The organism is Saccharopolyspora sp. NPDC003752 (genome assembly GCF_053605825.1).
The window spans coordinates 82,550-103,843 of record NZ_JBSGJZ010000026.1; the positions used below are offsets into that span (position 1 = coordinate 82,550).

18 protein-coding genes, 1 pseudogene and 2 riboswitches are annotated in these 21,294 nt (G+C 71.8%); of the genes and pseudogenes, 8 read left to right on the forward strand and 11 right to left on the reverse strand.

The window, feature by feature from the left end:
- Positions 1–5: 5 nt before the first annotated feature.
- Both ACWEV3_RS28930 and ACWEV3_RS28935 read left to right on the forward strand, forming a co-directional pair.
- Positions 6–938 carry a hypothetical protein gene (locus ACWEV3_RS28930; RefSeq protein WP_452616902.1) on the forward strand — a complete coding sequence of 311 codons (933 nt, stop codon included), beginning with the start codon at positions 6–8 and terminating at the stop codon, positions 936–938.
- Between the two features lie 159 nt (positions 939–1,097).
- Positions 1,098–2,225 (forward strand): S1 family peptidase, encoded by a 1,128-nt coding sequence (locus tag ACWEV3_RS28935; RefSeq protein WP_452616903.1) that lies wholly within the window; start codon positions 1,098–1,100, stop codon positions 2,223–2,225.
- 132 nt (positions 2,226–2,357) lie between these two features.
- Here ACWEV3_RS28935 and thiE read toward each other — a convergent pair whose 3' ends face one another.
- Positions 2,358–3,029 carry a thiamine phosphate synthase gene (thiE, locus tag ACWEV3_RS28940; RefSeq protein WP_397527495.1) on the reverse strand — a complete coding sequence of 224 codons (672 nt, stop codon included), beginning with the start codon at positions 3,027–3,029 and terminating at the stop codon, positions 2,358–2,360.
- A 141-nt stretch (positions 3,030–3,170) separates the two neighbouring features.
- Positions 3,171–3,276: riboswitch (TPP riboswitch) on the forward strand.
- On the opposite strand from thiE, the pseudogene thiO reads away from it, so the two are divergent.
- The 3 genes and pseudogenes from thiO to thiG form a co-directional block, all read left to right on the forward strand.
- Positions 3,264–4,394, forward strand: a pseudogene (gene thiO, locus ACWEV3_RS28945) (glycine oxidase ThiO); the annotation flags it as partial. Its footprint overlaps the riboswitch before it by 13 nt.
- Positions 4,382–4,582, forward strand: coding sequence for a sulfur carrier protein ThiS (thiS, locus tag ACWEV3_RS28950; protein ID WP_358566952.1), 201 nt, complete (start codon positions 4,382–4,384; stop codon positions 4,580–4,582). The pseudogene thiO and the gene thiS, both read left to right, overlap by 13 nt.
- 91 nt (positions 4,583–4,673) lie before the next feature.
- Positions 4,674–5,438, forward strand: coding sequence for a thiazole synthase (gene thiG / locus ACWEV3_RS28955; RefSeq protein WP_132487127.1), 765 nt, complete (start codon positions 4,674–4,676; stop codon positions 5,436–5,438).
- Between the two features lie 21 nt (positions 5,439–5,459).
- On the opposite strand, the gene ACWEV3_RS28960 is transcribed toward thiG, so the two are convergent.
- The 5 genes from ACWEV3_RS28960 to thiC form a co-directional block, all read right to left on the reverse strand.
- The gene (locus ACWEV3_RS28960; protein ID WP_452616904.1) at positions 5,460–5,981 is read right to left on the reverse strand and encodes a DUF3995 domain-containing protein; all 522 of its coding nucleotides are present in this window, start codon (positions 5,979–5,981) and stop codon (positions 5,460–5,462) included.
- Complete coding sequence (locus ACWEV3_RS28965) at positions 5,968–6,420, reverse strand: hypothetical protein (RefSeq protein WP_452616905.1); 453 nt, start codon at positions 6,418–6,420, stop codon at positions 5,968–5,970. The genes ACWEV3_RS28960 and ACWEV3_RS28965 overlap by 14 nt, the downstream gene beginning before the upstream one ends.
- 343 nt (positions 6,421–6,763) lie before the next feature.
- Positions 6,764–8,749: an FUSC family protein gene (locus ACWEV3_RS28970; protein ID WP_452616906.1), complete on the reverse strand. Its 1,986-nt coding sequence runs from the start codon at positions 8,747–8,749 to the stop codon at positions 6,764–6,766.
- Positions 8,750–8,922: 173 nt separating this feature from the next.
- Positions 8,923–9,789 (reverse strand): bifunctional hydroxymethylpyrimidine kinase/phosphomethylpyrimidine kinase, encoded by an 867-nt coding sequence (gene thiD / locus ACWEV3_RS28975; protein ID WP_452616907.1) that lies wholly within the window; start codon positions 9,787–9,789, stop codon positions 8,923–8,925.
- 160 nt (positions 9,790–9,949) lie between these two features.
- Positions 9,950–11,593: a phosphomethylpyrimidine synthase ThiC gene (gene thiC / locus ACWEV3_RS28980; RefSeq protein ID WP_452616908.1), complete on the reverse strand. Its 1,644-nt coding sequence runs from the start codon at positions 11,591–11,593 to the stop codon at positions 9,950–9,952.
- Positions 11,587–11,708: riboswitch (TPP riboswitch) on the reverse strand. It overlaps the preceding gene by 7 nt.
- Positions 11,709–11,794: 86 nt before the next feature.
- Here thiC and ACWEV3_RS28985 point away from each other — a divergent pair.
- Positions 11,795–12,451 (forward strand): Uma2 family endonuclease, encoded by a 657-nt coding sequence (locus tag ACWEV3_RS28985; RefSeq protein WP_452616909.1) that lies wholly within the window; start codon positions 11,795–11,797, stop codon positions 12,449–12,451.
- On the opposite strand, the gene ACWEV3_RS28990 is transcribed toward ACWEV3_RS28985, so the two are convergent.
- On the reverse strand, positions 12,452–13,033 hold the full coding sequence (locus tag ACWEV3_RS28990) for a peptide deformylase (protein ID WP_358566931.1): 582 nt from the start codon (positions 13,031–13,033) through the stop codon (positions 12,452–12,454). It lies immediately after the preceding gene.
- 164 nt (positions 13,034–13,197) lie between these two features.
- On the opposite strand from ACWEV3_RS28990, the gene ACWEV3_RS28995 reads away from it, so the two are divergent.
- Positions 13,198–13,647 (forward strand): DUF3263 domain-containing protein, encoded by a 450-nt coding sequence (locus ACWEV3_RS28995; protein WP_452616910.1) that lies wholly within the window; start codon positions 13,198–13,200, stop codon positions 13,645–13,647.
- Positions 13,647–14,288 carry a LytR C-terminal domain-containing protein gene (locus ACWEV3_RS29000; protein WP_452616911.1) on the forward strand — a complete coding sequence of 214 codons (642 nt, stop codon included), beginning with the start codon at positions 13,647–13,649 and terminating at the stop codon, positions 14,286–14,288. Before ACWEV3_RS28995 ends, ACWEV3_RS29000 begins: the two co-directional genes overlap by 1 nt.
- Positions 14,289–14,349: 61 nt before the next feature.
- On the opposite strand, the gene ACWEV3_RS29005 is transcribed toward ACWEV3_RS29000, so the two are convergent.
- The 4 genes from ACWEV3_RS29005 to ACWEV3_RS29020 all read right to left on the reverse strand — a co-directional run bounded on the left by ACWEV3_RS29005 (position 14,350) and on the right by ACWEV3_RS29020 (position 21,223).
- On the reverse strand, positions 14,350–16,539 hold the full coding sequence (locus ACWEV3_RS29005) for an AAA family ATPase (protein WP_452616912.1): 2,190 nt from the start codon (positions 16,537–16,539) through the stop codon (positions 14,350–14,352).
- 555 nt (positions 16,540–17,094) lie between these two features.
- Positions 17,095–18,036: a CDP-diacylglycerol--serine O-phosphatidyltransferase gene (gene pssA / locus ACWEV3_RS29010; protein WP_358580612.1), complete on the reverse strand. Its 942-nt coding sequence runs from the start codon at positions 18,034–18,036 to the stop codon at positions 17,095–17,097.
- Positions 18,033–18,755, reverse strand: a complete 723-nt coding sequence (locus ACWEV3_RS29015) for a phosphatidylserine decarboxylase (RefSeq protein WP_452616913.1) — start codon at positions 18,753–18,755, stop codon at positions 18,033–18,035. The genes pssA and ACWEV3_RS29015 overlap by 4 nt, the downstream gene beginning before the upstream one ends.
- Before the next feature lie 500 nt (positions 18,756–19,255).
- Positions 19,256–21,223 carry a M48 family metallopeptidase gene (locus ACWEV3_RS29020; protein WP_452616914.1) on the reverse strand — a complete coding sequence of 656 codons (1,968 nt, stop codon included), beginning with the start codon at positions 21,221–21,223 and terminating at the stop codon, positions 19,256–19,258.
- Positions 21,224–21,294 lie beyond the last annotated feature (71 nt).

The window sequence follows — 21,294 nt, forward strand, 5'->3', positions numbered from 1 at the left end:
GAGCGATGGGCAGGCAGGAAGAGGTCAAGCGGCAAGAGGAGTCGGACGAGCAGGAGCCGGGCGAGGAGGCCAAGAAGTCCAAGAAGATCGACGTGGCACCGACCCAGGTCGCGGGCGCGGCGCTGGCCTCGGTGACGGCGGCCTTCCTGGGGTCCCGGCTCGGCGTGGCGGGCACCTTGATCGGTGCCGCGCTGACGAGCGTGGTGATCACCGTGGGCGGGGCGCTCTACCAGCGGTCGTTCGACAGCGCGAAGGAGAAGGCGGTGCACGCCGCCGCGAAGGCCTCGGTGCTGAAGCTCCGGCGGACCACCGTCGCGCGCTACGTGTCCAAAGAGGACGAGACCGTCGAGACGACGCGGCGGATCCGCCTGGCGCCCGGAATGCATTGGCCGGGCGGGGAAACCGTCGTAGACGAGGACCGCACGGCGAAGATCGACACCGACGCGGCGACCCGCATGCTGAACGTGGCCGAGGCGGGGGAGGCGACCGAGGTCGTCGCGCCCGCGAAGCCGGCCGCCGACCGGCGCAAGCGCAACGTCCGGTGGGCGATGGTGGCCGCGAGCTGCGCCGGGGTGTTCGCGCTGAGCATGCTGATCGTCACCGGATTCGAAGGAGTGACGGGAAAACCGCTCTCCGGCGGTGACGGCGGCACCACGCTCGGTCAGGTGCTGCAGCGCGACGAGCAGCGCGCGCCCAGCGTCCCGGCCGAGCCGACGAAGCCGCGGGAGACCCCGACCCAGCAGCCGCAGCCGACGACCGAGGTGACGCCGACGCAGCAGCCGACGGTGCAACCGACCGCGGAAACCCCGACGCCCACCCGGGAGCAGCCGACGCAGGCGCCGACCACGGCCGAACGGCCCAGCCAGGCGCCGGAGTCGGGCCGCCTGGAGGTGCCCCTCGAAACCGGCGAGCCGCGTCAGTCTTCTTCTGGGGGATAGGAAATCCAGGCCGAACGCCTCCTGCGCTAGCTCAATCGAGTTGCGCAGGAGGCGTTTTGGGCGAATGGGGCGAAAGGCGGATGTGGGACTGATGTTCTCCTCTGATACTGGATCGGCGACGGGGCGATGAGATCCAGCTCACGAAGAGGGAGACATCAGATGAAGCGCAGACTCGCGGCCCGGGTGGCCGGGACCGTGATGTTGGCGGCGGGAACGGTGGCCGCGTTGACCATGCCCGCCACCGCGACCGAAACCGCGCCGCCCGCGGCAGAAGCGGCGACCCTGCTAGACGCGATGCAGCGCGACTTCGGCCTGGACCGGGACCAGGCCCTCCAGCGCCTCGACCAGGAAGCCGCTGCGGCCCAGGCCGACGAGCGGCTGAGCAGCGCGCTGGGCAGCACCTACGGCGGGTCCTACTTCGACCCGGCGCTCGGCAAGCTCGTCGTCGGCGTCACCGACCAGGCCCGCTTCGACGAGGTGCGCGCGGCCGGCGCCGAGCCGAAGCTCGTCATCTACAGCATCGAGCAGCTCAACGGGGTCGTCGAAGGCCTCAACCTGCGCAGTTCGATCGCCCCGAAGGGCGTCTCCGGCTGGTACGTCGACGGCAAGGTGAACTCCGTCGTCGTCACCACCAGGCCGGGCACCGCCCCCGACGCGGCGCGGTTCGTGCACACCTCCGGGGTCATCACGGATGCGGTGCGCGTCACCGAATCGCTGGAGAACCCCCGCACCTACGCCGATGTCATCGGCGGCAACGCCTACTACATCGGCAGTGGCTCCCGCTGCTCCGTCGGATTCTCGGTGCAGGGCGGATTCGTGACCGCCGGGCACTGCGGCAGCGTCGGCGACTCCACTTCGCAGCCCACCGGCCGGTTCGAGGGCTCGTCGTTCCCGGGCAACGACTACGCCTGGGTCCGGGTCGGCTCCGCCGACACCCCGCGCCCGCTGGTGAACCGGTACGACGGCAGCACCGTCGGCGTCGCGGGCTCCACCGAGTCCGCCGTGGGCGCGTCCATCTGCCGCTCCGGCTCCACCACTGGCTGGCACTGCGGTTCGGTGCAGGCCAAGAACCAGACCGTGCAGTACCCGCAGGGCACGGTGACCGGCCTGACCCGCACCAACGTCTGCGCCGAGCCCGGCGACTCGGGCGGCTCCTGGCTGTCCGGTAGCCAGGCCCAGGGCGTGACCTCCGGCGGTTCGGGCAACTGCAGCTCCGGCGGCACGACCTACTTCCAGCCGGTGAACGAGATCCTGCAGGCCTACGGCTTGACCCTGCTCACCCAGTAAGCGCCACCAGACCGGCCCCCGGCACCCGGCCGGGGGCCGCGTCGCGTCCGGGGAGGGCGATTTCGCGCGAAATCGTCACCTGCCAGGCGTGGCGAACGGCGACTTCGCGCGAAATCGCCCAGCCGTCGAGCGTTACGGCAGGCGGTCGCGGAGCTCGCGGGCCGCGGCGCGCGGGTCCTCGGCCTCCGTGATCGCGCGGACCACGACGACCCGCTCCGCGCCGGCCTTGAGGGCCTGGTCCAGGTTGTCCGGGCCGATGCCGCCGATCGCGAACCACGGCCGGCCGTGGCCGCGGTGCTCCGCGGCGTGCTCCACCAGCTCCAGCCCGGCCGCCGAGCGGCCCGGCTTGGTCGGCGTCGTCCACACCGGGCCGGTGCAGAAGTAGTCCACGCCGGGCTCGATCGCGGCGGCGTCCGCCTGCACCACGTCGTGCGTCGACCGGCCGATCGCGACGTGCTCGCCGACGATGCGCCGGGCGATCTCCACCGGCAGGTCGTCCTGCCCGAGGTGCAGGATGTCGGCCTCGGCGGCCATCGCGACATCGGCGCGGTCGTTGACCGCGAGCAGCGCGCCGTGCCGCAGGCACGCCTCGGCCAGCACCTCCAGCGCCGCCAGCTCGTGGCGGGCCTCCAGCGGGGCGCCGTTCGGGTTCTTGTCCCGCAGCTGGATGATGTCGACCCCGCCGGCCAAGGCGGCGTCCGCGAACTCCGCGAGATCACCGCGCTCGGCGCGCGCGTCGGTGCACAGGTACAGCCGCGCCTCGTCGAGGCGAGCGCGGATGCCGAAGCCGTCCAATCCAGGCATGCCCCACAGGGTAGCTCCCCGCGACGCGGTCGCCGGATCGCGTGAACGCGGGCACCGACGCGTTCCCACTCGGCGCCCGAAGTTTGTGAAAGTTGCTCGACCTCACCCCTGACGTGGCGATCCTCGCCGGGTACGGTGGTTGGCGGTGAGCACGGGAGCCCGGGTGCCGGGCTGAGAGGGGGCGTTGGCCCCGACCGTCGAACCTGATCCGGGTCATGCCGGCGCAGGGAGCGTGGAGTGTCTGAAGAACGGAACAAACGCGTCGTCGTCGTAGGCGGCGGCGTGATCGGCATGTCCGTGGCGTGGCGCGCAGCCGCCGCCGGGCATCATGTGCAACTCGTCGACGCCGAACCGGCGTCCGGGGCTTCGAACGTGGCCGGCGGAATGCTGGCGCCGCTCGCCGAGGCGTGGCCCGGCGAGGAGGAACTGCTGGAGCTGGGCGCGGCGTCGCTGCGGCTGTGGCCGGAGTTCGCCGACGAACTCGCCCGGGCCTCGGGCCTGCCGTCGGGGCTGCGCCGCGAGGGAACCCTGGTCGTCGGCGTCGACAGCGCGGACCGCGCGGAGCTCGACAACCTGGTCGAGTACCTCGCGCGGCTCGGCCGCGCCGTCACCCGCCTGACCGGTCGGGAGGTGCGGCGGCTCGAACCATCGCTGGGCCCGGCGGTGCGCGGCGGGCTCGAAGTGCCGGGCGATCTCGCGGTCGACAACCGCCTCGCGCTGGCCGCGTTGCGCGCGGCCGCGACCGCGGCGGGCGTCGAGTTCGTCGCGGCGAACGCGAAGCGCGTCCGGCCCGGCGCGGTGGAGCTCGAAGGTTCCACTGTGGACTGCGATGTCGCGGTGATCTCGGCGGGCGTGCATTCGGGCGCGCTGCATCCCGCGCTGCGGGACCGGATCCGGCCGGTGAAGGGCGAAATCCTCCGCCTGCGCGCGCGGAGCACGGCGCTGCCGCCGCCGAGCCGGACGATCCGCGGCCCGGTGCGCGGTCGGCAGACCTACCTGGTGCCGCGCGACGACGGCGGCCTGGTGCTCGGCGCCACCCAGTACGAGGTGGGGTTCGACACCGAGGTCACCGTGGGCGGGGTGCGGGACCTGATCGCCGACGCCGAGCGGCTGATGCCGGGCATCGCCGAATACCGGCTGGTCGAGGCCGCGGCCGGGCTGCGCCCGAGCACCGACGACAACCTGCCGGTGCTCGGCTGGCTGGAACCCGGTGTCCTGGCGGCCACCGGGCACCACCGCGGCGGCTTCCTGCTCGCCCCGGTGACGGTCGAGGCGGTGCTCGCGCTGCTGCGCGACGAGGAACCCGCCGTCGAGATCAAGGCCGCCGATCCGAGCCGATGGGGAGGACACCAGTGCACGTCGTGATCAACGGGGAGACCCGGCAGGTCGCCGCCGACGCAACGCTCGCGGCGGTGCTGCGGGAGTTCGGGGTGCCCGAGCGGGGCGTGGCCGTGGCGCTGGACGGCGCCGTGGTGCCGCGCGCCCTGTGGCCGGGGACCGCGCTGCGCCCCGATGCCGCGATCGAGGTCCTCACCGCAGTGCAGGGCGGCTGACGCCCCGCTGGCACGAATCCCCTTGCAAGGCAACAGAAGCACGCCGGATCCCGCGCTACCCGGATTCGGTGGACCCGTTGTTAGGAGAGTCATGGACGACCCGTTGGTGATCGCCGGCCGCGAGTTCGGTTCGCGGCTGATCACCGGGACCGGAGGGGCGACGAACCTCGCGGTCCTGGAGCGCGCGCTGATCGCGTCCGGAACCGAGCTGACGACCGTGGCGATGCGCCGGGCCGACGCCGGCGGCGGCACCGGGGTGCTCGACCTGCTGCGCAAGCTCGGCATCGAAGCGCTGCCGAACACGGCGGGCTGCCGGACCGCGGCGGAGGCCGTGCTGACCGCGCAGCTGGCGCGGGAGGCGCTGGAGACGAACTGGGTCAAGCTGGAGGTCGTCGCCGACGAGGACACCCTGCTGCCCGACCCGGTGGAGCTGCTCGACGCCGCGGAACAGCTGGTCGACCAGGGCTTCGTGGTGCTGGCCTACACCAACGACGACCCGGTGCTGGCGCTGAAGCTGGAGGAGACCGGCTGCGCCGCGGTGATGCCGCTCGGCTCGCCGATCGGCACCGGCCTGGGCATCCGGAACCCGCACAACATCGAGATGATCGTCTCCCGCGCGTCGGTGCCGATCGTGCTGGACGCGGGCATCGGCACGGCCTCGGACGCGGCGCTGGCGATGGAGCTCGGCTGCTCGGCGGTGCTGCTGGCCACGGCGGTCACCCGGGCCCAGGACCCGGAGCGGATGGCGGCCGCGATGCGGGCGGCGGTCGAGGGAGGCCGCCTCGCGGCCCTGGCGGGCCGGATCCCCAAGCGCTTCTGGGCGCAGGCATCCAGCCCCGGCCGTCCCCTGGAGTGAGCCGATCGCCCCGACGAGTCCTCAGTGGACCGTCGGGGCCGGGCGGTCCCTGCCCAGCCGACGGCCGGCCAGCGTCCAGCACACGCCCCAGAGCAGGAAGAACGGCGACCACAGCAGCAGGTCCCAGAGCGCCAGGTCGCGGGCCAGTGCGGCGTGCTCGGGCGGCGGCACGTCGATCCCGGTGAGCACCAACGCGTCCGAGACGAAGCCGATGCCCAGCGGCCCGATCGACCGGACGATCATGAGGATCCCGAGCGTCCAGGCGATCGTCAGCAGCAGCCGGCGCGGGAGGGGCGCGCGCCAGGGCCGGGTGGTGGCGAGCGCGACGATGACGCCGACCACCGCGGCAGCGGCCAGCACCCAGTGGCTTGCCACGAACAACGGATCGCGGGCGAGCAACCGTTCGCGCAGGTCCGGCCGCAGCGGGTCCTTGTCGGCCAGCGCATTGGCCCCCAGCGCCTGCGCCAGCTTCATCGACCCGTAGGCCGCGGCGCAGGCCGCCGCCCCGTACGCGCCGGCACGCGTCCGGTCAGCCCACGACATGCTTCGTCGCCTTCGCGTAGGACTGGATCATCGCCACGAGCAGCCCGATCACGACGATCCCGAGGACCCCGTGGTGCCACTGCCAGCCCACCCCGATGCCGATGAAGCCGTCCACGACCATGATCGCCGCGCCGGCGCCGACGGCCAGCAGCATCCCGGCCAGCACCAGCAGCATCAACGACCTGGGCGCGCGACGCCCCAGCGGAGTCACCGTCGCGAGGGCCACGCACGCGCCCACGATCCCGGTCGCGCTGGCCAGCCACTGCGCACCGGCGGCATCCATGAAGTAGCCCTCTTGGACGGCCTCCGGCACGGTCGGCCCGCCCGGGAATCCGAGTCGGCCCTGCGACGCGAAAACGGCCTTCCCCGCGGCATAACCGAAGAGGAGCACCGCCACCGCTGAAGCAGGCCAGCGCCGCGGCACATCAGAATCAACCATGCGAGCGACGATAAGCACGTCCCGCTGCGAAGAACTCCCGCTGGGGCTGGAGATTCCTCCCCCGCAGGAGGGAGTCGCCGGCAGCGCGCCGGACTTCCGGCAACGCTGATGCCCGGCCCTGAGGAACGTTTCCGCGGCCTGTCCGGGAACTCGTTCTGTACGCCGCTTTCGCGCGAAACCGGCGTACGCCACGCGTGCAGATGGCGGTTTCGCGCGAAAGCGGCGTTCGCCATGCGTGCAGGTGGCGGTTTCGCGCGAAAGCGGCGTTCGCCATGCGTGCCGGTGACGGTTTCGCGCGAAAGCGCCGCACCATGCACCTGCCGAGCTTCGGTGCTCGCCGGAGTCAGCGGATGTGGAGGCGTTCGGGGCGGACGAAGCTGATCGTGTAGCTCTTCCACGGGTTGTCGTAACCGAAGGTCCGGTCGATCGCCTGGCGGGCGTGCAGGGCGTTCTCCACCAGCGAGCTCGCCAGCAGCTCCGTCGCCGGGGCGCTGCCCTCGGGCACGTCCGGGATCTTCGCGGTCGGCTTGCCGCCCAGCAGGTCGTCCACCGCGCGCAGCGCCGGCACCGCGATCGCCTGCTCGGACTCCGGCCGGAACGCGAGCGTCGCGACGTCCTGGCGCAACGCGTCGAGCGCGATCGCCGCCGCGCGCGTCGCCCGGTCGTCGTCGGTCTCCTCGCCGGTCCCGTCGAGCAGCGCGGGCATGCCCAGCAGGTCCTGGGTGCGCCGCAGCGCGAGCACGTTCGCGGCCTGCAATGCCGCGGGCAGATCAACGCCCTGCCCGGCCGCCCGCACGCTGCGCAGCAGCTCGGACACCGCCCACACCGTCGACCGCACCGCGCCGCGCACATCGGGCAGGATGCTGCTGGGCAGCACCAGGTAGCTGACGTAGCCGACGCTCAGCGCGATCGCCGCGCCGACCGCCGTGTTCGCCGCGAAGCTGATCCCCACGTTCACCAGCGGCCGGTCCAGCCGCATCGCCTGGTCGACGACGGTCACGACGATCAGGCAACCGAGCAGCGCCTGGTAGTCGGTGCGCAGCCGCGGCATGCTCAGCAGCATGCCGCCGATCACCAGCGGCACCAGCAAGAACGCCCCCGGCAGCAGGGTGATCAGCACGGCCAGCGCGGTCACGCCCAGCACCGCGCCGCCGGTGCGCTCCAGCGCGCCGGTCATGCTGTCGCGGGCCGCAGGCTGCAGCACCACGTAGAGCGCGAGCAGCAAGCTCGACGCCGAGGGGTCGCGCAGCAGCAGGACGATCACCATGCCGAAGGCGACGGCGAGGGTGCAGCGCAGCGCGTGCCGGAACAGCGACGAGCGGAACGAGAGGTGTGCGCGGATCGCGCCCAGCACGCGTTCGCGGCGCGCTCCGGGAGCCGGCGGCGGCAGCGGCGTCTCGACGCGCCGCACCACGGCACCGCGGATCCGGTCCAGCCCCTGGTTGAGGCCCTGCACCGCGTCCGGCAGGTCCTGCCGTCCGCCGCGCGCCACGACCGCCAGCGCCGGGTCGCGGCGGGCCGCCGCGGGCAGTCCGGTGCAGGCGCGGGAGCGCACCGCCCGGGCGAGCTCGGCGGCGACCTGGTCGGCCTCCGCGACGATCTGCTCCAGGCGCGCGGCTTCGGCCCGGTCGCTCTGCTGGGCCTGCACGAGCAGGGTCTCCCGAGCCGCGCGGAAGCGGGCCGCCCCGGCGAGCACCTGACCGAGCCAGGTGCTGGACCCGTCGGCTCGCCACGCGGCGGCGGCGGATTCGACGACGCCCGGCCCGGGTTCGAGCAGCGTGCGGGCGACCGCCACGCGGGTAGCCCTGGTCGGATCGCCGAGGCCGATGATCACCCGCAGCACCAGCGCGAACGCCGCGCCCGCGGCGCTCGCCGCCAGCAGCACCAGCACCGGCTGGTCGGAACCGATGCCGGTGGTGGTGGACACCAGCGTCGCCGCCGCGAAGGTCTGCCCGCCGATGCGGTAGTGCTCGCCCAGCGCGGGCAGCATGCCGGCGCCGAAGACCACCACCGCCACCGCGAGCCCGGCCAGCACCGGGATGCTGCTCAGCAGCGGGCCGACGGTCATCACGAGCACCAGCGCCGGGGTGAACCAGACGAACCGCTGCAGGTCAGAGCGCAGCGACTGGCCGCCGGTGGCGATCAGCGCGAGCACCGCGGTCAGGCCGGCGATCAGCGCCGGGGTCTGCAGGCCGAAGATCCAGCCGATGGCGGTGCCGGCCACCACGGCGACGAGCACCAGCACCGCGTACTGGCGCTGCCGGGGATCCGGCGCCCCGGCCTCGGTGGCCAGCAGTCCCCGCACTCGCGTCCACACCGATTTAGCCACGCTGTTGCAAACCCCTGTCGTCGTCGTGCGCGCAGCGCGCAGCGGACCGCGGGCCGCCGCTGGCCCACGATCTCGGGAATTACGCGCTTCTCAACCCCTGTGTCGATCGGGCACGCCATTCGGGTTACAGATCCGGGACGAAAATCACTCTATTAGGGGCCCGGTTGGGGGGTTCAGATGGACCGGGGGCTGATGCGCCAGAACGTCGACACCGGCCCGACCCCGGCGCCGAGCGGGTAGGCGTCCGACACGCTGCGCGTGACGAACCGCTTGCCGCTGCGCACCGCGTCCGGCATCGAAGCGCCCTTCGCCAGGGCGGCCGTGATCGCCGAGGCGAACACGTCGCCGGCGCCGTGGGTGTGCACCGTCGCGTAGCGGGGGCCGGGCAGCGGGATCGCCTCGTTGCCGTCGAAGAGCAGGTCGATGCACTCCGGGTCGTCGGCCAGGTGGCCGCTCTTGATCAGCACCCACTGCGGGCCGAAGTCGAAGACGGCCTTCGCGGCGTCTAGCAGGTCCGCGCGGGTGCGCGCGTCGATGCCGGTCAGCAGCCGCACCTCGTCGAGGTTCGGCGTGACCAGCGTCGCGCGCGGGAAGGCCTTGTGGCGCAGGGCGTCCAGCGCGTCCGGGCGCAGCAGCGGCTCGCCGCTGCGGGAGGCGGCGACCGGGTCCACGACGAACGGGGTGCGACCGTCGCGGCCGATGCCGTGCTCGTCGCAGACGTCCAGCACGGCCTCGATGGTGGCGGCCGAGGCGAGCACCCCGGTCTTGGCCGCGTCCACGCCGATGTCCGAGGCGACCGCGTCGACCTGCGCGGCGACGGTCTCCGGCGGGATCTCGACCAGCCCGGTGACGCCGACGGTGTTCTGCACCGTCACGGCGGTGACCGCGGTCATGCCGTGCACGCCGCAGGCGAAGAAGGTGCGCAGGTCCGCGTGCATCCCGGCGCTGCCGCCGGAGTCCGACCCGGCGATGGTCAGCGCGGTCGGGGGAGCGGTGTTGTTCGCGGGCCGACGTTCGTGCCCGGCCGAGATCTCGTGCATCCACTTCATGTTACGGCCCCGCTCCGCCCGATCTTCCAAGGCGCGGACCGGCCTGGAACGCGATTTCAATGGAAATTGGACCTTCGATTTCAATGGAAATTGCGGTCCTCCGGCGTGTCGGGCCACGACACGCCGGAGGATGTGGACAACCTGCCCGGGGTCAGTCGGCCAGCGGGAGGTAGACCTTGCCGCCGGCCCCGGCGAACTCGTCGGACTTCTCCCGCATCCCGGCCTCGATCGCCTCGACGCTGGTCAGGCCGCGTTCCGCGGCGAACTTCCGGACGTCCTGGGTGATCTTCATCGAGCAGAACTTCGGCCCGCACATGGAGCAGAAGTGCGCCGTCTTGGCCGGTTCGGCGGGCAGCGTCTCGTCGTGGAAGGCGCGCGCGGTGTCCGGGTCCAGCGACAGGTTGAACTGGTCGGTCCAGCGGAACTCGAACCGCGCCTTGGACAGCGCGTCGTCCCGTTCCTGCGCCCGCGGGTGCCCCTTGGCCAGGTCGGCGGCGTGCGCGGCGATCTTGTAGGTGATCACGCCGGTCTTGACGTCGTCCCGGTTCGGCAGCCCCAGGTGCTCCTTGGGCGTGACGTAGCAGAGCATCGCGGTGCCCGCCTGCGCGATCATCGCCGCGCCGATGCCGGACGTGATGTGGTCGTAGGCGGGGGCGATGTCGGTGGTCAGCGGCCCGAGCGTGTAGAACGGCGCCTCGCCGCAGAGCTCCTCCTCCAGGCGCACGTTCTCGGCGATCTTGTGCATCGGGACGTGGCCCGGGCCCTCGATCATCACCTGCACGTCGTGCTCGCGGGCGATGTGCGTGAGCTCGCCGAGGGTCTCCAGCTCGGCGAACTGCGCGCGGTCGTTGGCGTCCGCGATGGAGCCCGGCCGCAGGCCGTCGCCGAGGGAGAACGTGACGTCGTAGTCGCGCAGGATCTCGCAGAGCTCGCTGAAGTGCGTGTAGAGGAAGCTCTCGCGGTGGTGCGCCAGGCACCACGCGGCCATGATCGAGCCGCCGCGGGACACGATGCCGGTGACCCGGTTCGCGGTCAGCGGCACGTAGCGCAGCAGCACGCCGGCGTGCACGGTCATGTAGTCCACGCCCTGCTCGCACTGCTCGATGACGGTGTCGCGGTAGATCTCCCAGGTCAGCGCGGCCGGATCGCCGTTGACCTTCTCCAGCGCCTGGTAGATCGGCACGGTGCCGATCGGCACCGGCGAGTTGCGCAGGATCCGCTCGCGGGTCTCGTGGATCCGCTTGCCGGTGGACAGGTCCATGACGGTGTCGCCGCCCCAGCGGGTCGCCCACACCATCTTCTCCACCTCCTCCTCGACCGAGGAGGTCACCGCGGAGTTGCCGATGTTGGCGTTGACCTTCACCAGGAACTTCTTGCCGATGATCATCGGCTCGCTCTCCGGGTGGCAGCGGTTGGCCGGGATCACGGCCCGGCCCGCGGCCACCTCGTCGCGGACCAGCTCGGGCGACACGCCCTCGCGGACGGCGATGTACTCCATCTCCCGCGTGATCACGCCGGCCCTGGCCCAGCCGAGCTGGGTCCGGTGCTCCCGCCCGTCGGTCCACCCCGCCCGCATCCGATGTAGTCCACTGTGGACGTCGACGGTGGCGTTCTCGTCGGTGTACGGCCCGGAGGTGTCGTACACGTCGAGGTGCTCGCCGTTGGTCAACTCGATGCGGCGGAATGGCACTTGCAGGCCGGATTCGGTGTTCCGGAACACCTTTCGCGAGCCGCTGATCGGCCCGGTGGTGATCTGGGTTCCGCTTTCGGACGCGTTCGGACGCACGTCGGCCACTGCCATCCACTCCCTACGCCGGCATTACCCGGTCAGGTTCATGCGGTCGGCGGCCCCGGAGTTCTCCAGCCGCCCTCTCAGCCCGCTCTTGGTGCGAGCTCCCGCGGTGTTGATTTGTCGCTGCCCGAGGCTAGCCGGGAGACCGCGGGCTGCCAACCCCGGTTCACCCCGATGACGGCAGGCCGGTTTGCCATTAGGCTCATGACCAGGGCGATCACAACGTTGTCAGAGGTGGTGAGTACGGTGCGTGATGAAATCGATACAGGGGGTGACCGCGCTGTGACTGCCGCTCCGGTGCTCCCGCGTTCGACGTGGGACGAACTGGTTCAGGTCTGGCAGAACCTGGATCTGCCCAACAAGGGCTGGCGCGCGGAGATCATCGAGGAGAGCATCGTCATGACCCCGCCGCCGGGATATGGCCGCAATGTGATCGCTGACCGAATGCATCGCGCTCTCGTTCGCGTGATTCCGCAGAACTGGGGAATCTTTCAAACTGCTGCTGTCGAGATCCCGTTGCGGAGCAATCTCTTCATCCCTGACTTGGTCGTCATTCCGATGGATGCGTTGCCATCGGGCGACGATCCCGCTCCGGTGCCCGCAGGGCGGGCGCTGCTCGCCGTCGAGATCACGTCGAAGTCAAATGCGGACAGGGACCGGAACGAGAAACTGTGGGGATATGCGCACGGTGGTGTTTCGCTGTTCCTGCTGATCGATCGTTTCGCGAAGGACGAACCTTCGGTGACGCTGTACTCCGGGCCATCCGATGGCCGATACCGATTTCAGCACAGAGTGCCATTCGGTGAACCGATCGCCTTGCCCGAGCCCTTCGACTTCACCTTGGAGACCAAGGAATTCTGATCAGTCCTCGTCTTCGGCGAAGGGGTCGCCGGATTCCGCCGGGTCCCAGGTCAGGCCCGGGATTCCCCAGCCGTTGCGGCGGACCATCTTCTTCGCCGCCCGGGCGTGGCGGCCCATCAGGCGGTCCAGGTAGAGGTGGCCGTCCAGGTGGTCGGTCTCGTGCTGCAGGCAGCGGGCGAAGAAACCGGTCCCCTCGACCTCGATCGGCTTTCCGTCCACATCGGACCCGGTGACCTTCGCCCGGCTCGCCCGGCCGGTCGGGTACGACTCGCCGGGCACCGACAGGCAGCCCTCCCAGTCGTCGTCCGGGTCCGGCATGGTCTGCGGGATCTCGGAGGTGGTCAGCTCGGGGTTGACCACCACGCCGCGGTGCTGGACGCCCTCGTCGTCGGGGCAGTCGTAGACGAAAACCCGCAGGTCGACGCCGATCTGGTTGGCCGCGAGCCCGACCCCGTTGGCGGCGGCCATCGTCTCGAACATGTCCTCGACGAGGGTGCGCAGCTCGTCGTCGAAGTGCTCCACCGGGCGGGTGGGGTTGTGCAGCACCGGGTCGCCGACGACGCAGATCGGGTGAACAGCCATGAGCGGGACTTTAGCGGTTTGGGCAGTCGGGGTGTTCCGGAGCCGGTGCTCACCGGTGTGATCCGCTCCCGCCGGGATTCCGGGCATGGTGTAATTGGGGTGGAATCACAGCTGTGTGATTCCAGCGAACGCGGGAAGTCCCGAATCGCGAGGCGAGGAGCCAGATGGACGCCGCCCAAATGCTGACCGCGCAGGAGATCGCTCGTCAGTGCGAGCAGCTGGCGCGCCTGCAACAGCGGAAGCCGAATTCCGATCCGGCACCCGGTCGGCGGTTGCGCCTCGCCGAGCCGATCACCCAGCCGATCGAGCGGATCGTCGAACCGCCGCCGGTGCCGCCCCAGCCCTTACCGCCGGACGGCGAGCTCACCGTCCGGGAGCGGGGCATCCTGGCCTTCGAGTCGCAGTGGTGGAAGCGGGAAGGCGTGAAGAAGGAGCTCGCGGTCCGCGAGCTGTTCGACATGTCGCCCTCGCGGTACTACCAACTGCTGAACGCGTTGCTGGACAGTCCGGTCGCCGAACGGGCAGACCCTATGCTGATCAAGCGGCTGCGCAAGGCACGGGCGGGACGGCAGCGCGCACGGGCCGCCCAACGACTGGGAATCGAGTTGCACTGATGGCTTCAGGGGAACCCACCGGACCGGCCAAGGCCAAGATCATCGGCTTCGGCCTGATCGGCGTCGGTGCGATCGCGGGCGTCATCGGCATCGCCACGCTGGTTTCCGGCGGCAGCACGTCGAACACGGCCCAACCGCTGCCCCCGGAACCGGGCAACAACCCGCCGATCACCTCGCTGGCGCAGAACCCGCCAGCTGAGCCCTCCGCGGTGCCGCCCGCCGGCACGACGCCGGTCGCACCGCCGGTGGCGCCGCCACCGGCCACACAGGACACTCCGCCTCCTGCGCCGCCGCAGGGCAACCAGAACCAGGACGTGCCGGTCGGTTCCGGCAACGCGACGGGCAAGATCCTGGTGCGCGTCTACAACAACAGCACCATCGGCGGGTTGGCGCACCGCGCCGCGGAGGACTTCCGGGGCGCCGGTTACGAGGTTCCGGAGGTCGGCAACTACTCGGCGGGGCGCATCCCCACCACGACGATCTACTTCCGGCCGGGCACGGTCGAGGAGCAGCAGGCGAAGGACATGGCGGCCCACTTCGGGGCGCGCGCCGAGGCCCGCTTCGACGGCATCCAGGACGCGACGCCGGGCCTGATCGCCATCATCACCAACGACTACAAGGGCGCAGTAGCCGCCAAGTGACCCGGGGACGGCGCGATTTCGCGAGGAATCGCGCCGCCCTGGGTGACGAGAAGTCGCGCGGTCAGGAGCGGTTGGTGGCGTAGGCCTCCAGGGACGCGAGCTGGGCCGGGTCGAGGGAGGGCCGGACCGCCTTCCGGGCCGTCGCGAGGTGCGTGGCCGAAACCTCCGCCGCGGAAAGGGATTCGCGCATCGCCGTCAGGGCCGCCTCGCGGATCAGGGCCGCGCAGTCGGCGGCGGAGTAGCCGTCCAGCTCGGCGGCCAGGGCGGCAAGGTCCACATCGGACGCCAAGGGGGTGTTCTTCGCCGCCGCGCGCAGGATCGCCTCGCGGGCCTCCGCATCCGGCGGCGGGACGTAGACGAGGCGCTCCAGGCGTCCGGGGCGGAGCAGGGCCGGATCGACCAGCTCGGGGCGGTTCGTCGCGCCGAGGACGACCACGTCGCGCATCGGCTCCACGCCGTCGAGTTCGGTCAGCAGCGCCGCGACCACCCGGTCCGCCACGCCGGAGTCCGAGGACTGGCCGCGGCGCGGCGCCAGCGCATCCACCTCGTCGAGGAACACCAGCGTCGGGGCCGCGTTGGCGGCCCGCAGGAACAGCTCGCGGACCGCCCGCTCGGATTCGCCGACCCACTTGTCCATCAGCTCGGCGCCCTTGACCACGAGGACGTTCAGCCGCCCGCTGCCGGCCAGGGCGCGCACCAGGAACGTCTTGCCGCAGCCCGGCGGCCCGTACAGCAGCACGCCGCGCGGCGGCTCGACGCCGAGCCGGGTGAACGAATCCGGGTATTGCAGCGGCCAGAGCACCGTTTCGGTGAGGGCCTGCTTCACCTCGGTCATGTCGCCGACGTCGTCCAGCGTCAGCCCGCCGGTCTGCAGGTTGTCCGATGTGGACATCGAGATGGGGCGGACCGAGGACAGCGCGTCGAGGAGGTCCTGCTGCCGGATGCGGGGATCGGCGGTGTCGTCCTGGTGCCGCAACGCCGCGCCGACCGCCGCTTCCCGGCACAGCGCCACCAGGTCGGCTACGACGAACCCGGGGGCGCGCTCGGCGACCTCGGAGAGCTGCACGTCCTCGGCCAGCGGCGCGTTGCGCAGCAGCACGCGCAGCAGATCCGCACGGGTGGCATCGTCGGGCAGGCCGAGGGTGAGCTCCCGGTCCACCAGGCCCGGCTCCCGCAGCCTGGGGTCGATCGCCTGCGGCTGCGAGCTGGTGACGACCACGGCGAGCCGGTCGGTGCCGATCGCGCCGCGGATCGCGTCGAGCGCCACGGTCGCCAGCGGCGGCGGTTCGGTGCCTGGCAGGAGGCTCTCGACGTCGGTCAGCAGCAGTACGCAGTTGCCAGTTGTGCTGGTGGCGCGGTTGATCGCGTCCTGGAGGCGTTGGGCGGCGGTGCGCGGTTCGAGCGCCGCGACGCTGGGCGCCGCGACCTCGACGAGCTCCGCGCCGATCGCGCTCGTCACGGCGCGGGCGAGGGTGGCCTTGCCGACGCCGGCCGGGCCGCTGAGCAGCACGCCGAGGTGCGGTTCGGCGCCGAGGCGGCGCAGCAGCTCGGGCTGCTCGAACGCCAGCCGCAGCCATTCGGTGAGCCGCTTCGCGGTGTCGCGGGAACCGACCAGGTCGGCGACCGGGACCGCGTGCTCGGCCGGTTCGACCGGCGCCGGCTGGGGCGCGGCGGGGGAGTCCGTCGGTGCGGTGCCGTCCCGCCATTCGACCACTGTGGACGGTTGCACGGCCACCGCGCCGGGCGGTTCGGTGGCGGCGATGGTGATCAGCTCGTTGGTCCAGGTCATGCCGATGGCGGTGGAGAGCTTCCGGCGCACCTCGCCGGCGTTCGCGGTGGTCGCCGGCGCGACGTCCTGGGGCAGCAGCGACACGGTGTCGCCGGTCCCGAAGACCTTGCCGGTCAACGCCATCCGCACGGTCTCGGGAGCGACGGTGGCGCGGGCGAGCTGCGAGCCCGCGATGTTCACCCGCTTCGCGGCGGCGACCTGCACGGGCGCGACGCCCACCTCGGCGCCTTCGGTGAGGCCGAGGTTCATCAACGCCACGTCGTCGAGCAGCAGCACCCCGGTCGGGCTGCCGGGCGCGGCCGCGGCGGCCAGCGCCACGGTGACCCGAGCACCGGTCAGCTGCACGGCGTTCCACGGCCGCAACCCCAGGGCGTCGAACACCTCGGGATGCAGGCGAACGACGCCGCGCCGGGTGTCCTTGGCGGACGGGGAGAGTCGAGCGGTCAGCGTTATCGACGGCACGCCGCGAGCTTAACCGCGAAGAACCGGCACCGAGGCCACCCAACGCCCGGAGGACCCGGCACAACGCCCGGAGGAACGCCCGGCGCAGGGCCCGGAGGAACGCTCGGCGCAGGGCCCGGAGGAACGCTCTGCGGAACATGGATCCGCAGTTTCAATTGAAACTGCGGATCCACCGGTGTGTCGTGCCCCGGACACGCCGAAGGATGTGGACAACCCGGGGTGTCTGTGGACAACTTCCGCAATTTCAATGGAAATCAGACCTTCGATTTCCATTGAAATTGCGGAACACCGCCGGGAGGAACCCCGCGCGCCGGGCTCTGGCCACACCCTGGCCGGGCCGCGCCCAGAGCCAGGCCTCCGCGTCCGGAGCCGGATCTCCACTCCCGGAGCGGGCCTCCGGGAGTGGAGGGTCTTCGGGGGTGGGTCGGGTCTTCGGGGGTGGGTCGGGTCTTCGGGGGTGGGTCGGGTCTCGGGGGTGGGTCGGGTCTCGGGGGTGGGTCGGGTCTCGGGGGTGGGTCGGGTCTCGGGGGTGGGTCGGGTCTCGGGGGTGGGTTGTTAGCGGCGGGGGCCGTCGTTGCGGCTGCGCCGCAACTCCAGGCGTCGCCAGCTGCGGCGGGGTCCGTCCGGGTGGCTGTGGCGGCGCGGTAGGCGGACGCGCCTGGCGGCGCCCGCCACGCTGCGGCGCAGCGGTGGGCGCAGGCCGAGCCGGCGTTGGGTGCGCCGGCGGATCGCGCGCCGCTCTCGCGGCGGTGCGCTCCACGCCTCCGGGTGCTTGGCCAGCCAGTTGTGCCGGTAGACCGCGTACGGGATGTGCAGGAGGTAGATCACCATGGCGATCGCCAGCGAGATCAGCGGGAACATGATTATTCCCGCCGCCAGCAGCGCCACCAGCACCAGCAGCGGTGCCGCCGCCCTCGGCGGCACCTTCACGGTCTTCAGCGACAGCGTCGGCACCCGGCTGACCATCAGCGCCGCGACCAGCACCATCCAGACCATCACCACGTTCTGGTTCGCCCACCAGCCCAGGTAGCCGAAGTGCGCCGTCAGGACGATCGGGAGCAGCCCGAGCAGCCCGGCCGCCGGGGCGGGCACCCCGACGAAGAACTCCTTGGCGTACGGCGGCTGCTCGGCGTCGTCGAGCAGCGTGTTGAACCGCGCCAGCCGGAGCACCATGCACACCGCGAAGATCAGCGACACCACCCAGCCGACGCGGTTGTCCTGCAGCTGCCAGGCGTACAGCGTCAGCGCCGGGGCGACGCCGAAGGACATCGCGTCCGACAGCGAGTCCAGTTCGGCGCCCATCTTGGAGGTGGCGTCGAGCAGCCGCGCGATCCGCCCGTCCAGGCCGTCGAGCACCGCCGCGACGGCGACGGCCGCGATCGCGCCGGTGAGCTGGCCGTTGAGCGCGAACTGGACCGCCGACAGCCCGGCGCACATCGCCAGCACGGTGATCGCGTTGGGCAGCAGCCGGATGCCGGGGGCGCTGTGCATGCTCATGAGGAATGCGTCCCCCGAGGCAGCTCGGCGAGGGCGGTCTCCCCGCCGATGGTGCGCTGGCCGGGCTCGACCAGGATCCGGCTGCCGGTGGGCACGTAGAGGTCCACCCGGGAGCCGAACCGGATCAGGCCGTAGGTGCTGCCGGCCCGCAGCACGTCGCCCTCGGAGACGGAGCAGACGATGCGGCGGGCCACGAGGCCGGCGATCTGCACCACGGCGACCTGGGTGCCGTCGTCGGTGCGGATGACCATCGAGTTGCGCTCGTTGTCCTCGCTGGCCTTGTCCAGGTCGGCGGAGAGGAACTTGCCCGGCCGGTAGGCGATGGTCTCGACCTTGCCGCTCAGCGGGATCCGCTGGACGTGCACGTCGAAGATCGTCAGGAAGGCGCTGATGCGGGTCATCGGCTCGTCGCCGAGGCCGAGCTCGGCCGGCGGCACCGCGGGCTCGATGTGCGAGATCGTGCCGTCGGCGGGCGCGACGGCGAGCCCCTCGCGGCTGGGCGTGGTGCGGGCGGGCTCGCGGAAGAACCACGCGCACCAGGCGGTGACGATGCCGCCGAGCACGCCCGCCGGGCGCCAGCGGCGGCGCAGCAGAAGGGTCGCGATGGCGGCGCCGAGCACGAACGGGCGGCCTGCCGGGTGCATCGGCGGGATGGTGTCGCGGGCCAGCGCGGCGAGGTGCGCCAGCAGGTTCTTCTTCGGTTCTTCGGCGGTGCTCATCGAGGTGCTATGCCCCTGCGTCGGCGGTCATGGTGCGGCGGTTCGGCCGGGTTCCCGGCGCGAACGCCGAGCGCCGACCGGTGCCGTCGTCGGTACAGCATCGCGGACGCCTCACGTCAACCGACGCCAGGGGGCGTAGTTGATCAAGAACTACCCTGCTGACCTGCGTCTATCAGATTCCGGGATGCTACCGCCAACGCGCCGCCCAGGTAACCCGGTCGGGTGAGGGAAAGCGAGGAGGCCGTCCGACGTCTCCCCGTAGACGTCGGACGGCCTCCCCGGTGTGGTCCGTGCACCCCCCGACGGCGCACGGTCCTCGGTGTGTCCGCTCCCCACCGGCAAGCGGTAGTGGGTTTGTGCGGACGTCTAAGAGATGTATATGGGCGACGGTTCGTTACGCGGTTTCCAGTGTAATTGAGTTCACAAAATGTCCGTAGCCGCTTTTGGAGGACCTCACGGCGCCGTTACATGACGAAGAGTCATCAGAACCCCGCTCGCTCTCACTCATTCGTGTCGACGGGTTCGTCGAGGTTCATCCGCGCTCCCATCAGCTCGCCGAGACCCCGGTACGGGTCGCCGTGCTCCACGCCGTCGGCCGTGCTGCGCAGCACCAGCTCGGACACGCCGTCCTCGCCGTCGCGCACGCCGATGTCGTCCAGCTCGGACACCGCGTACTCGTCCAGGTACAGCTCCAGCGACAGCGACCAGCCCGCGCGGTCCTGGTCCAGCTGCGCGCGGGCCACGTCCCGGCTGTCCACCCACTGCGCGCCGGGCCGCTCCCGGAGCTCGCCGATCGGCGTGGCGGCCAGCTCGGCGAGCTGCTCCTGCTCCGCCTTTCGGAACCGGGCGAGCGTGCCGGCCAGCAGGCGCTTCGTGGTGCTGGCGGAGCTGGGCAGCAGCACCAGGCCGCGATCGGTGACCAGCAGGTCGTAGTTGCCGCCGGGGCACTGCACCGGGCTGACGATCCCGGCCAGCGCGGGCTCGGGCTCGGCGGCGGGGCGGCGCGCGTGGGTCATCGGCACCCCGAGGTCGACCAGCGCCCGGTGCAGGCCCGGGATCAGCCGAGGATCGGCCACCGCCGGGCGGACCAGCCGGTCCGGGTCCAGCGGCTGCCCGTTGGCCAGCCGCACCGTCGACGGGCCGCCCCAGTCCAGCTCGTGGTGCGCCCGCCGGGCGCAGATCAGCGCGTCCACCACGGCGCAGCCGAGCAGTTCGGTCAGCGTGTCGACGGCGGCCTCGTCGATGCGTTCCGGGCACAGGCCGGGGTTGAGCACCGGGTTGACCAGGTCGTGGCCCTGGCCGCGGTGGATGGCGGGCAGGATGCCCGCGATCGTCGGCTCCACCGGCAGCCCGCTCTGCGCCGCCGCGGAACTCAGCAGCGCGGCCCGCTCGGCGACGTGCGCGGCGCCAGCCAGCCGGGCGAGCTCCGGCCAGCCCAGCCGGCGCTTGAGGCCGTCGACCATCAGGCGGTCTTCGAGGTCAGGCACGCTCTTGCGCGGGTTGCGCAGCAACGCGAACGCGGGCCGGTCGTCGATGTCGCGGCCGGTGACCTTGATCCGCTTCATCGCTTCGATGCGCCGGCGCTTGGGCAGGTGCGTGCGGCTGCCGTCCTCGCCCTCGGCGATGGCCTTCTTGACCCGCTCGGCGAGCTCCGGTTTGCGGGTCGGGTGCTCCATGAAGTTGCGGAAGCCCAGCAGCACGTCCGGCGTGTGGCCGACGGCCTTGGCCATGCTGAGGTACTCGTCGGCGTACTCCGGCCAGCCGAGCTCGATGGCGATCCGCTTCCGCAGCGCGGTGGCCGCCGCTCGGGTGCCCGCCTCCCGGACCGCGATGGCGTCGGCGGCGAGCTCCAGGTCGTGGCCGGTGGTGGCCGCGATCGCGGTGAACAGCCGGGCGTAGCCGGTGAACAGCCACTTGACCGGGCCGCCGGTGAGCCCGTCGACGGTGCGCTCGACGCTCGCCGACGCCCGGTAGGCGGTGACCGTCAGCTTGTTGCGCCCGGTCAGCCTGCCGAGTTCGTGCGCCACCACGGCCCGCAGCTCGCTGACGTTGAGCGCGGCCAGCAGCGGTAACCCGAGCTCCAGGTAGCGGGTCCGGATGCGCAGGCCCAGCAGCGCGGTGTCCTCGCGGATGTTCGCGGTCGGGTCGGAGGTGACGCGGATTTCGTCGGGCAGCGGTGCGGCCGCGTCGGCGGAGATCGACTCCACCATCCGCCAGACCTGCGGTTGCTCCGCTCGGTCCAGCCGCACGCCGCGCGGCCGCACCCGGCTGCGCAGCACGGCGCGCAGCCCGATCGCGAAGAGCGCGCCGACGGCGACCGCCGCGAGCGCGGCCTTCACCCCGCTGGACTGGTCGTATCGGAAGGTGAACGCCGAGATCGCGAGCAGCCCGAGGACCAGCGCGATCGGCGCGAGGAAGAAGCCGATGTGCAACGCCAGCGCCAGGGCGGCGCGCCAGGGGCCACGCACGGTGCAGAACTCCGGAGGGGTGGTCGGTGATGGTGGTGCAGTCTTGGGGACGCCGGTGCCATCCGTCAACC

What these genes read in the sequence shown, in the direction of transcription:
- ACWEV3_RS29000 (WP_452616911.1), top strand. Translation starts at nt 13,647, where the DNA reads ATGGCTTCAGGGGAACCCACCGGACCGGCCAAGGCCAAGATCATCGGC.
- ACWEV3_RS28965 (WP_452616905.1), bottom strand. Translation starts at nt 6,420, where the DNA reads ATGGTTGATTCTGATGTGCCGCGGCGCTGGCCTGCTTCAGCGGTGGCG.
- ACWEV3_RS28985 (WP_452616909.1), top strand. Translation starts at nt 11,795, where the DNA reads ATGACCAGGGCGATCACAACGTTGTCAGAGGTGGTGAGTACGGTGCGT.
- ACWEV3_RS28990 (WP_358566931.1), bottom strand. Translation starts at nt 13,033, where the DNA reads ATGGCTGTTCACCCGATCTGCGTCGTCGGCGACCCGGTGCTGCACAAC.
- thiE (WP_397527495.1), bottom strand. Translation starts at nt 3,029, where the DNA reads ATGCCTGGATTGGACGGCTTCGGCATCCGCGCTCGCCTCGACGAGGCG.
- ACWEV3_RS28930 (WP_452616902.1), top strand. Translation starts at nt 6, where the DNA reads ATGGGCAGGCAGGAAGAGGTCAAGCGGCAAGAGGAGTCGGACGAGCAG.
- ACWEV3_RS28960 (WP_452616904.1), bottom strand. Translation starts at nt 5,981, where the DNA reads ATGTCGTGGGCTGACCGGACGCGTGCCGGCGCGTACGGGGCGGCGGCC.
- ACWEV3_RS29015 (WP_452616913.1), bottom strand. Translation starts at nt 18,755, where the DNA reads ATGAGCACCGCCGAAGAACCGAAGAAGAACCTGCTGGCGCACCTCGCC.
- thiD (WP_452616907.1), bottom strand. Translation starts at nt 9,789, where the DNA reads ATGCACGAGATCTCGGCCGGGCACGAACGTCGGCCCGCGAACAACACC.
- ACWEV3_RS28995 (WP_452616910.1), top strand. Translation starts at nt 13,198, where the DNA reads ATGGACGCCGCCCAAATGCTGACCGCGCAGGAGATCGCTCGTCAGTGC.
- pssA (WP_358580612.1), bottom strand. Translation starts at nt 18,036, where the DNA reads ATGAGCATGCACAGCGCCCCCGGCATCCGGCTGCTGCCCAACGCGATC.
- ACWEV3_RS28935 (WP_452616903.1), top strand. Translation starts at nt 1,098, where the DNA reads ATGAAGCGCAGACTCGCGGCCCGGGTGGCCGGGACCGTGATGTTGGCG.
- thiG (WP_132487127.1), top strand. Translation starts at nt 4,674, where the DNA reads ATGGACGACCCGTTGGTGATCGCCGGCCGCGAGTTCGGTTCGCGGCTG.